The following is a 10,009-nucleotide window of genomic DNA, read 5'->3' on the forward strand; positions in this document are numbered from 1 at the left end:
GCGCCCCCCCCGGGGCCGGGGGGGGGGGGGGCCGCCCGGCCCGGGGGTTGGGCTACGGCCCCCCCCGGCCCCGGGGGGCCCCCGAACCGCGCCACGGTGGCGGTGTCCATGGGCGCCACCTTAAGCGGCGACGGCCTTCGCCGAACGCTCCCGCGTCGGTGCCAGGCGGTGCTTGCGCCCCGGCATCCCGTAGGTCGGGCGGCTGATGCTCCAGGCGGCGGTCGTGAGGATCGCCGACTTGAAGCGGGCGGCCGTCCGGCCGAGCAGCGCCCAGGATTTCGACTGCGCGTCACCGTCGACCGCCTGGAAGATCCCGTCCCGGCGGCCGAGACTGATGTGGTTACCGACGTAGGCCAGCGCGGTCGTCGAGACCTTGCGCCCCGTCAGATCGCCGATGATCGCCGAGGTCGCCTGCATGCCGGTGAATCCCGCCGAAGCGCACGACATCGGCAGCGGACGCCCGTTCTCCCCGATGACGAACACGCTGTCGCCGGCGACATAGACGTCCGGGTGCGAGACCGACCGCATCCACCGGTCGACCGTGATCCGGCCGTCCGGTTCCACCGCGAGCCCGCCCGCCGCGGCGATCGGATGGGCGGCGAACCCGGCCGCCCACACGGTCGCGTCGGCGGCATAGGTGGTGCCGTCCGCGACGACGACGCCGTGTTCGGTCACGCGGTCGACGGTGGCGTGCTCGTGTACCGCGATATCGAACCGGTCGAAGGCGCGCAGCAGGTGACGACGCGCCCGCGGTCCCAGCCAGCCGCCGAGTTCGCCACTCGTCACGAGGCTGACCCGCAAGCCGGGCCGGGATTCCGCGATCTCGGTGGCGACCTCGATCGCGGTCAGGTTACCGCCGACGACCAGGACTTTCCCGCGCTCCCCCAGCTCGTCCAGCCGCGCCCGCAGGCGCAGTGCGGCCGGGCGGGCGGCGACGTGGAAGGCGTGCGCGTCCACCCCGGGAACGCCGTGTTCGGCGGCGGTGCTGCCGAGCGCGTAGACCAGGCTGTCGTACTCCAGACGCTCGACGCCCGCGTCGTCGGCGATCACGACTGCCCGGCGCTCCGCGTCGAGGTCGGTGACCCGTGCCACCCGCAGCCGAATCCCGGTGCCCGCGAAGACATCCGCCAGCGGACGGTGCCGAAGGTCCTGTCCCGCCGCGAGCTGATGCAGCCGCAGCCGCTCGACGAAATCGGGCTCGGCATTGACGACGGTGATCTCGAAGTCGTCGGCATGCAGCCGCCGCGCCAGATATCCCGCGACGTAGGCTCCGGCGTATCCGGCCCCGAGAACGATGATGCGATGCATGGTCCGCTCCTGTCTGTTGCGTTCGCACCCTGAACGAGACAGCCCCCGATTTCCTGACAAGCTGTCCTATGGCGTGCATCACCCGGGTGCCCTGTCAGAAATCGGAGACCAGGCCATGACGAGACCGGACGCAACGCCGGGACGCGGGCAGACACTCGCACTGTTTCTGATGCTGATCGCCGGACTGGTTGCGGGAGTGGTCGTTACGACGGTGGCCGCGATCGGGCTGTTCATGCATCGCACCGAAACAGTTCACACCTACCCGCAATCGCCGCCCGGCGGTTACGCCGCGGCGGTGAAACGAATCCACAGTCCGATGGACATCGACCGCTACGAAATCTGGCTGGGACCGTCGGTCGGCGATGATGTGCCGCGCGGCCACGTCGTGGCGATCCCGCTGGCCTGGAGCACCGAGCCGCGCGTCGACTGGACCCCGGACACGGTCGTCCTGTCCTTCGAGCCCGGCGGAGAAATTCGCGTTCCCATGACGATGGTGCTGGACAAACGGTAGGCCGGTCAAGGGAGTCCGAACGGACGGATCGCTCCTGGGTGCTCCTGGAAGCAGACCACCAACTCACAGCCGCCGGCCTCTGATCCTGCCGAGCAAGTCAACGCCCCGGAAACTCGTTCTCCCACCGAAAGCTCAGCTGCGCACCCAGTTCACGAAATCCGAGAGCCCCGGCAACCCGCCTGGATTCCGTTGTGCGAGCGCGCCATTGCGGAACCAGGCCCTCCGCGAGAGCATGCTCCACGGCAGCCCCCGCGGCCACGCGCGCCAGCCCATGCCCGCGCAGACCACGCGCCGTCAGCACCGACATGTGGGCGGTACCCCGCGGCCATATCCGATACCCAGCGGCCGATACGACCTCCCCGCCCGATCGCACGACGAACGCGGGCGAGGTGATCTCGTCCAACCCGCTTTCCTCCCGGTCCGCTTCTCCAGCGGACTCCAACAGCCCGGTCAACGCCGTCATCTCCGCTATCACCCGCTGCCCCCGCACCGGGCGGAACAACTCTCGATCGGTGTACGCAAGGGCGGCAGGACCGAGCGCCTCGGCCACCGGCAGGACGCTCCCGAGCCGCTCCGCGGCAACGACATCCGCAACCGGAATACGTCGACAAGCGCGCCTGATCGCTTCCGCCACAACAGCATCGGGCGCGGTGACCACGACCGAGCCGCCCAGACGCACGGCGCCACCCCACCCCGGCGGGCACATTCTCGACCCCGCCGACACCACCACGCTCAACTGTCCGGGCAAGAAGGAAACCGGCACCCCCGCAAGCTCCACCCACAATGCCTCAGCATGTGCCGACACCGATCTCTCCGACATCGCAATCCCCTCAAAAACCGCATTCGCGACGAGCGCCACTGACGTAGAGCACGTCGCCATACGCAAATCATCCGCCCCGAGAGCTGCAAGCCCGTTGGCGGCGAAGAGATCTCGGTTGCTGATGGTGTTCAGCGCCCAGCCGCGGTCGGCCAGGTAGGGGCCTGCTTCGTTGCGTTCACCGAAGTATCGCAGCCTCGCGTGGTCGATATCGAAACCGTGTGCGCGCCAACGTTCGGAGAGGCGATGCAGGCCTTCCTTCGTCTCGGCCTCCTCGCCGGGCCGCGGATTCGGCCTGCTCTCGGTAGCCACCCGGCTTCCCGGCACGCTGAGTGCGGTGACGGTGTCCAGCAACCGATCCTGCGCCTCGGGCGGCAGATAACCCAGCAGTCCTTCGGCGCTCCAAGCGGCCTGCCGCTCCGGATCGAATCCGGCGCTCCGCAGCGCGGCGGGCCAATCGTCGCGCAGATCGGCGGCAACCACCCTCCGATCGGCGGTGGGCACAGCACCCAACTCGGCCAGCGCACGGGTCTTGAACTCGAGAACCTTCGGCTGATCGACCTCGAACACCACGACTCCGTCCGGCCAGGACAACCGATAAGCGCGGGAATCCAGCCCCGAACCCAGGATCACCACCTGCGCGATACCCGCATTCACCGCGTCCGAGAAGAACTCGTCATAGAACTTGGTACGCACCTTGGCCCCGTCGATCGCCACCTGCTCGACCAGATCGTCGGGTTCTACTTCGCCGGTCGCGAACCGGGTGAGGAAATCGATGCCGACCGCCCGCACGAGCGGCTCGGCGAACGGATCATGAATGAGCCTCGGATCCGCACGACTCGCTATCGCCCGCGCCGCCGCGGCCATGGTGGCGGTCGCACCAACACTGGATGCCGGATCCCAAGAATCCCTGTCGTGTCTGGTAGGAGTCACGCTCGGACCATAGCCAACACCACTGCCGACCTGGCTAAAGTGAGAGCGATGACAGCCCGTTCGTCTCACCCTCCGCGTTCGGACGCCCGAGACAATCGCGCCCGCATTCTCGACGCGGCCCGCACGGTCTTCATCACCGATGGCCTGGACGTACCGATCAGGGAGATAGCCCACCGCGCCGAGGTCGGCCCCGCCACCGTCTACCGCCACTTCCCGACCAAACAGATGCTGGCCACCGAGGCGTTCACCGCCCAACTGCGCACCTGGCAATCCGTCATGGCGAAAGGTCTCGCCGATCCCGACCCCTGGCACGGCTTCTGCCGAACAGTCGAAAACCTTTGTGCCCTGCGAGCATCCGACCACGCCTTCACCGCGGCATTCAAATCCACCTACCCCCGCGCAATGAACTTCAGCGCAACACGCGCCTCCTCACTGACCTCCGCAGCCGAACTGATCCGCCGCGCCAGGACCACCGGCCACCTACGCCCCGACGTAGTACCGAACGATCTTGCTCTCATGCTCATGGCCACCGACGGCCTCCGCCCAAGCTCACCGGCAGATACCCAACGCTTCGCCACCCACATCATCCGAGCGTTCCGAGCCGGTGCTCACCCATCCCTGCCCGAAGGGTCTCTCCGGGCGAGCACCCCGAGGTAGTCGGTGAACCGCGATGTCGGCCGGATCGCGATACCCTCGTCACTCGGACGGATAATGGCGGCCAAGTCCAGAGTTCCGTTGTGCCACCAATACACCCATGGGTTGATCGGCCACGGATCCTGCGCGGCATGCGACGCCGCCAGGTGCGCGAGCACCGTGACCGACCGAATCACCTCCAGGCCTGCGACCGGGTAGGCGTACATGGATTCCTTGGCCGGCAAGATCAGCACCGCCCCGTGTGGGCCGGTCACCGGGTAGGCGCCGAGCCACCGGGCATGCGCGGTCAGATATTCCGGGCCCGTGAGCAACGCGATCGGCGCAAGCCCCTCGGCAAGGTCCACGTCGAATCGAGTGCGGTGAATGTCGACACCGCCATCTGCGTACACGTTTCGATCGGCGAGGGCGAAAAGCTCCCATTCGCCGATCGCCCAGTGCGCCAGCATGTCGTAGGTGACCGGTCTGACGGTATGGATCCGGTCGATCACCACGCGCTGGATCAGCCCGGGCGCGACGACCCGCCGCACCTCGTTGCCGAGCCCGCCGGCGGTGGAGTACAAGCGGGTCCGGATCAGATGACGCATCACACCGAAATCGGTGTAGTCGAGCGGACTGTCACGATCCAGCGCCTGCTCGACCTCCTCCGTGTCGAGGACGTCGGCGACCAGCACCGGCCATTCCTCCGCGTCGAGCGGCGCGACCTGCCGCCGCAGGTTATCCAGGAACCACACGAAAGTGGTTGGTCCCGAGAGCCGCATCGCGTCCCGCGCAATCAGTCGGCAGGTGTATCCGCGACGCCGCGCGACCGACTCCACCACCGCCACCAGCGGATCCTCGTTTGTCCCCGACATGTCGATCCCCCGATCTCCACCGCCCGCCGGCACGAACTCATCCCATGCCCGTCGCGTCATTATGGCCCGGGGCACCGACACATTCCGGTGCGAAGTTGTCGGCTGACATCCCCAACTCCAGCCGTTCTCACCCGGGGACGCGGCGTCCGCCCGGTGTGCGACATGCGGGCGCGATATCCGTATTCGGGGCCGACGGACCATCCGGTCCCCGCCGATCAGCCACGCATGGGATGCCCGCGGCTGCTCGGCAGATCTTCCCCCTAGGCGGGCGGAGCCGCGACCCCGTGCGCCGGGTCGCAGGGATCGTCGCCGGGCGGCTCGCGGGGGTCGCGATGTTCAGCGCCACCAAGGCGTGACGCGCATGCGCAGGCGGTCCGGGGTGAGGGTGGCGGAGAGCTTCGGCGAGGTGGGTAGCACGGGATCGAGCCGGAACCGAGCAGCGATCGTCGTGGCGACCGTGGTGATCTCCAGCATCGCGAGGCCCTCACCGATGCAGTTCTGCGATCCCGCACCGAATGCCAGGAACGCGGTTCTGGAAACCTCGGCGCGACGATCGGGCAGCCAGCGGTCCGGGTCGAAAACGTCCGGATCCGGAAAATGATCCGGATGCCGCTGCAGCGCATAGGGACTGAACAACACGTGTGCGCCCGCGGGGAGACGATACCCACCGAGTTCGACCGCAACGCGGGTCTGCCGGGACACCAGCCACGGCGGCGGATACAGCCGCAACGTCTCCCGCGCGACCCGTTGCGCGTAATCGACCGAGCCACCGCATGATTCATCGTGCAGCCGCTGCGCGACCGCCGGATGTGCCGAAACGGCGTGCCACAACCAGGCCATCGCATTGCCGGTCGTCTCGGTGCCCGCGAACAGCAGATTCACCATCTCGTCGCAGACCTCGTCATCGGTCAGGCCCGCTCCGGTATCCGGATGCCGCGCGGCCAGCAGCAGCGACAACAGGTCACCGTTGTCGACACCCGCGGACCGATAGTGGGCAACCAGGTCGGCGACGACCTGCCGCAGCCGCCGATTCGCGGCGGTGAACCGGCGATTCGCGGGCAGCGGCAGGCGTTCGAGAACCGGCGCGGAGACCAGCACCCGCCACGCCACACCGCGCAGGACGGTGGGCAGGTCACGGCGAATCACCGTGATCGCCTGCGTGTTCGGAGCCGCCGAGCACAGCGCCCTGGCCACCACGGTGAGAGCCAGCTCCCGCATGGCGTCGTCGATCGCGAGCACCGCACCCGCGCGCCAACCGTCGATCACCTCCAGCGTGGACTCGCGGATGAGGCCGGCATAGCGGGCAAGATGACCGTGGTGGAATGCCGGTTGCAGCAGTCGACGCCGCTCGCGATGGCGGCGGCCATCGGTTGTCGACAGCGAATTACCCAGCAGCGCAGCGAGTTTCTGGTAGTGCAGGCCCTTGGTGAACCGGGCGGCATCGGCGACCAGCACGCGCCGGACCAGTGCGGGATCGGTGACCAGATACGCCGAGACCGGCCCGAGCCGCAGATGCACGACCGGCCCGGTGTCGGTGAGCGACCGGAGGAACGGCAGCGGTCGGCGTAGTAGCACCGGCGCGTGCCCCAGCACCGGAAAGCGCTGCGGCGCAGAGGGAACCGAGGGCAGCACGTCAGATCGCATAGTCGCCTGCCAAGGTGTCGTAGCGGTGGGAGTACAGGTGCTCGTGGAAGTCGACGAAGCGACGCGCCAGCTCGATGCCGCGCCGATCCCGCAGTCGCCGTTCGAGTTCGGCGAACTGCTGTTCCAGCTCTCGGCGCAGCCGGGCGTAGCGGCGAGCGAAGTAGTCGAGGTCGTCGATCAGGATTCGAAACCCTTCCGCGGCGTCCTCGGCGGTATGCAGCGCACTCAGACAGATGTTGAACTCGTTGTGCGCCAGGTCCTTCCGGAATCGGTTGAGGGGCGGTTCGTCGGCGGCACGGGCGAGAATCTGCAGCGTGCTCACCCCGGCGTTCCGATCGTGTCGCCGCCGCACCGAGGCGAACAGGTCGGCGCGCTCGGTGGAGGTCATGTGCAGTAATGCCGTGCCGATGTCGTTCTGCAGTCGCACCAGAACCGCGGCCGTCTCGAAGGACGCCATCAGCGAGCCGTCCCGCAAAGCCGCGAGGTAGCCGCGGTCGGTGCCCGACATCTCACCGAACACGGTCGCGAAATAGCCGAGCGTCGCGGTGACGAGAATGGCCTTGCTCCCGGTGCCGAGCAGTTCGGCCCTGGTGCGGTCGAGGTGACGGACAGTGCGATCGACGGCCGTGTACCGCTCGATCGTGGCCGTCCGCACCGCCCGTTCGCCCGCCGTGTCCGCGATGGCCGCGAGGACGTCGCGCCCGGAGACCAGATTGGCCACGAGCCCGCACCACACGCTGTACTCGAGCGCGGCCGGGGCATCGGCGAGTCCGCGATCGGCGCGGTAGCGGTCGGTGATCTTGCGCTGATGCTCCGCGGTCAAACTCTGCTCGAAGCTGGAGATCCGGTCGCAGCGGGCGCGCAGCGGCGCCAGCAGTTCCGCTACCGGCCGCGACGACGGGTGCCGCAGATCGTCGGTGGCGACGGTGTCGAAGTCCAACAGGAGGTCACGCACCTCCGGCCGCGCGCCGGGGACGGCGAGCCCGATACCGAGATTGTCGGAAACGACCTCGAAGACCTGGTACAGGTTCACCGGGACGGCGTACCGCAGCAGAATCGGCCATTCGGCGGCGTCCGACAGCCCTGCCAGCAATTCCGCCGTGAGATTCCCCAGCTGCGTCAAGGCGATGATCCGAGTGAAAAGATCGCGATCCGGATTCTTCGCCGACAGCGCCCAGGTGAAGAATTCGCGATATTCCGGATCGGGCAGGAATCGGCCCAGTCGCCCCAGCAATGCCTGCCGCGTCACGTCCACGGCCTCGCCGCGCTGCGCGGAATTACTTCTCATTACAGAACCCTGCCATCACGTGAATGGAGATCAGGAATATAACCAGGGAAGACGCACCTGACAAGCGGTGGACCACGGTCGTGATACATACCTAGGAAGCGGGCCCCTCTAAGCATTCTTAGGTACCCATAGGTAATTCCGAAATCATTCTCGGCCAACGCAGTACGAGCCATTGACCGGCCTCCGCGCGGCGGCGTACATTTGCCCGCGTTCGGACGTGGTCAAGCGTCCGGAAATACATCGCAAAGATGAGGGTTCGCGATGGTTATCAAAGAAACACCTGTCGGCGTTACCGCTGCGCATACCGCGCCTTCCGATACCGGGCGAAGGCCTTCCGGCAATCAGGCAATACACACGGTCGCCGTGATCGGCTGCGGTTTGATCGGCACCTCGGTGGCCTTGGCATTGCGTCGGCGCGGGGTGATCGTCCACCTGAACGACATCGATCCCACCCAGGCGGCCGCCGCCGCGAACCTGGGTGCGGGAATTCCGGGGCCGCCACCCGTTCCCGTCGACCTGACGGTGATCGCAGTGCCGCCCGGCAGCACCGCGGCCGTACTCGCCGACTGCCAGGCCAAGGGCCTGTCGCGGATCTACACCGACGTGGCCAGCGTCAAATGCGCTCCGGCACGAGAGGCGGAGTGGCTCGGCTGCGACCTCGCCACCTACGTGGGCGGGCATCCCATGGCCGGCGGCGAGCGGTCGGGTCCCGCGGCGGCCTCCGCCGGACTCTTCGACGACCGAGTGTGGGTCCTCACCCCGGACAACCGGACTCGGCCCGACGCGCTACGAGCGGTCGAGGAGCTGCTCACGCGCCTCGGCGCCCGCCCGGTCGTGATGCCCTCGCCCGACCACGACCGCGCGGTCGCCCGCACATCCCATGTGCCACACCTGATTTCGGCGCTACTCGCCGCACGCCTCGCGGACACGAACGAGTCGGTACTCGCCCTGTGCGGCGCCGGCATCCGCGACACCACCCGAATAGCCGCCGGCAATCCCCACCTGTGGACCGATATCCTGCGCGCCAACGCCGACGAAATCACCACAGTCCTAACAGAATTCGCCACCGACCTCCACACCGCAACCCAAGCCCTACACCACGACCCCACCCCCCTGACCGCTCTGCTAGCCCGCGGCAACGCAGGCCGGGCGGCCCTCACAACACCCCCACAATCGAAATCCCCAGCCATCTCGCCGCCGACCACACCCCGCACAGCATCCGGCGTCCTACGGCGGCTCGTCGCCGCCGTGTCGCGATGACGCTCGATATCCGCGGACCGGCGGCCGTGCTGGGTGGGCGGATCGAATTGCCGCGCGAGACGGTGCTGTTGTCGACGGCCGTGGGGCCGTGCCTGTTCGGCACCGCGTTCCTGGTCACGGCATACCTGCCAGGCACACCCGGGTGGAATGCGATCTATCGGGTGCTGCCCGCGGGGGTATTGCTGCTCGCGCTGCGCCCGGCCCGGCCGCACGGCGTGTGGTGGCTGCGCTCGATGTTGCTGGGCGCCTTGAACTTCGGTGGTTTCTTCGCCTTACAGGCACTGGCCGCCCATCGCCTGCCCGGCGGCGTGGTCGCGACGGTCTCCGCGGCCCAATGCCTGGTGGTGCCGGTGCTGTTGACCGCGCTCGGCCAGCGCGTCGGCAGCCGCGATTTCTGGGTACCCCCGATCGGACTGGCCGGCATCGCACTGCTGGTCTTCGAGGGCGAGACGGCGTTCGACGCGCTGGGCCTCGGCGCCGCGGCCGGACTGGCGGTGCTCTCGGCCACCGGCATGGTGCTGACCCGACGCTGGGGCGCGCCGCCCGGCGTGCACCCACTCAGCGCCACGGCATGGCAGATGATCGCGGGCAGCCTCCTGCTACTGCCGATCGCCACCCTGATCGACGGAACGCCACCACCATTGAGCCTCGGCCAGCTGAGCGCGACGATCTGGCTGTCGGTAGGCGCTACGGCCCTGGCGTTCGCGCTGTTCTTCGGCGGACTCTACCGCGGCGTCCCCGCG

9 protein-coding genes and 1 pseudogene are annotated in these 10,009 nt (G+C 68.1%); 4 read left to right on the forward strand and 6 right to left on the reverse strand.

Features of this window, described 5'->3' with window-relative positions:
• Positions 1–120: 120 nt before the first annotated feature.
• The gene (locus tag QH470_RS07825; RefSeq protein WP_280271605.1) at positions 121–1,308 is read right to left on the reverse strand and encodes an NAD(P)/FAD-dependent oxidoreductase; all 1,188 of its coding nucleotides are present in this window, start codon (positions 1,306–1,308) and stop codon (positions 121–123) included.
• Between the two features lie 115 nt (positions 1,309–1,423).
• Here QH470_RS07825 and QH470_RS07830 point away from each other — a divergent pair, with 115 nt between their 5' ends.
• Positions 1,424–1,819, forward strand: coding sequence for a hypothetical protein (locus QH470_RS07830; protein ID WP_280271606.1), 396 nt, complete (start codon positions 1,424–1,426; stop codon positions 1,817–1,819).
• A 97-nt stretch (positions 1,820–1,916) separates the two neighbouring features.
• Here QH470_RS07830 and QH470_RS38095 read toward each other — a convergent pair whose 3' ends face one another.
• Both QH470_RS38095 and QH470_RS07840 read right to left on the reverse strand, forming a co-directional pair.
• Positions 1,917–2,699, reverse strand: a complete 783-nt coding sequence (locus tag QH470_RS38095) for a GNAT family N-acetyltransferase (RefSeq protein ID WP_342228426.1) — start codon at positions 2,697–2,699, stop codon at positions 1,917–1,919.
• Positions 2,697–3,569 (reverse strand): annotated as a pseudogene (locus QH470_RS07840) (SAM-dependent methyltransferase); the annotation flags it as partial. The pseudogene QH470_RS07840 and the gene QH470_RS38095, both read right to left, overlap by 3 nt.
• A gap of 48 nt (positions 3,570–3,617) precedes the next feature.
• Between QH470_RS07840 and QH470_RS07845 the strand changes: the two are divergent.
• Positions 3,618–4,226, forward strand: a complete 609-nt coding sequence (locus tag QH470_RS07845) for a TetR/AcrR family transcriptional regulator (RefSeq protein WP_280271607.1) — start codon at positions 3,618–3,620, stop codon at positions 4,224–4,226.
• On the opposite strand, the gene QH470_RS07850 is transcribed toward QH470_RS07845, so the two are convergent.
• The 3 genes from QH470_RS07850 to QH470_RS07860 form a co-directional block, all read right to left on the reverse strand.
• Entirely contained in the window at positions 4,178–5,074 is an 897-nt protein-coding gene (locus QH470_RS07850; protein ID WP_280271608.1) for a hypothetical protein, read from the reverse strand. The two genes, QH470_RS07845 and QH470_RS07850, sit on opposite strands and share 49 nt — an antisense overlap.
• 336 nt (positions 5,075–5,410) lie before the next feature.
• Positions 5,411–6,718, reverse strand: a complete 1,308-nt coding sequence (locus QH470_RS07855) for a cytochrome P450 (protein ID WP_280271609.1) — start codon at positions 6,716–6,718, stop codon at positions 5,411–5,413.
• Positions 6,708–8,006, reverse strand: coding sequence for a hypothetical protein (locus tag QH470_RS07860; protein ID WP_280271610.1), 1,299 nt, complete (start codon positions 8,004–8,006; stop codon positions 6,708–6,710). The genes QH470_RS07855 and QH470_RS07860 overlap by 11 nt, the downstream gene beginning before the upstream one ends.
• 261 nt (positions 8,007–8,267) lie before the next feature.
• On the opposite strand from QH470_RS07860, the gene QH470_RS07865 reads away from it, so the two are divergent.
• On the forward strand, positions 8,268–9,266 hold the full coding sequence (locus QH470_RS07865) for a prephenate dehydrogenase (protein WP_280271611.1): 999 nt from the start codon (positions 8,268–8,270) through the stop codon (positions 9,264–9,266).
• Positions 9,263–10,009, forward strand: a 747-nt coding sequence (locus QH470_RS07870) for an EamA family transporter (protein ID WP_280271612.1), incomplete at its 3' end; no start/stop codon positions are given. The genes QH470_RS07865 and QH470_RS07870, both read left to right, overlap by 4 nt.

Source organism: Nocardia wallacei, assembly GCF_029868745.1.
GTDB lineage: Bacteria > Actinomycetota > Actinomycetes > Mycobacteriales > Mycobacteriaceae > Nocardia > Nocardia wallacei_B.

Coding starts and splice junctions, on each gene's coding strand:
- QH470_RS07825 (WP_280271605.1), bottom strand. CDS start 1,308: ATGCATCGCATCATCGTTCTCGGGGCCGGATACGCCGGAGCCTACGTC.
- QH470_RS07830 (WP_280271606.1), top strand. CDS start 1,424: ATGACGAGACCGGACGCAACGCCGGGACGCGGGCAGACACTCGCACTG.
- QH470_RS38095 (WP_342228426.1), bottom strand. CDS start 2,699: ATGGCGACGTGCTCTACGTCAGTGGCGCTCGTCGCGAATGCGGTTTTT.
- QH470_RS07845 (WP_280271607.1), top strand. CDS start 3,618: ATGACAGCCCGTTCGTCTCACCCTCCGCGTTCGGACGCCCGAGACAAT.
- QH470_RS07850 (WP_280271608.1), bottom strand. CDS start 5,074: ATGTCGGGGACAAACGAGGATCCGCTGGTGGCGGTGGTGGAGTCGGTC.
- QH470_RS07855 (WP_280271609.1), bottom strand. CDS start 6,718: ATGCGATCTGACGTGCTGCCCTCGGTTCCCTCTGCGCCGCAGCGCTTT.
- QH470_RS07860 (WP_280271610.1), bottom strand. CDS start 8,006: ATGAGAAGTAATTCCGCGCAGCGCGGCGAGGCCGTGGACGTGACGCGG.
- QH470_RS07865 (WP_280271611.1), top strand. CDS start 8,268: ATGGTTATCAAAGAAACACCTGTCGGCGTTACCGCTGCGCATACCGCG.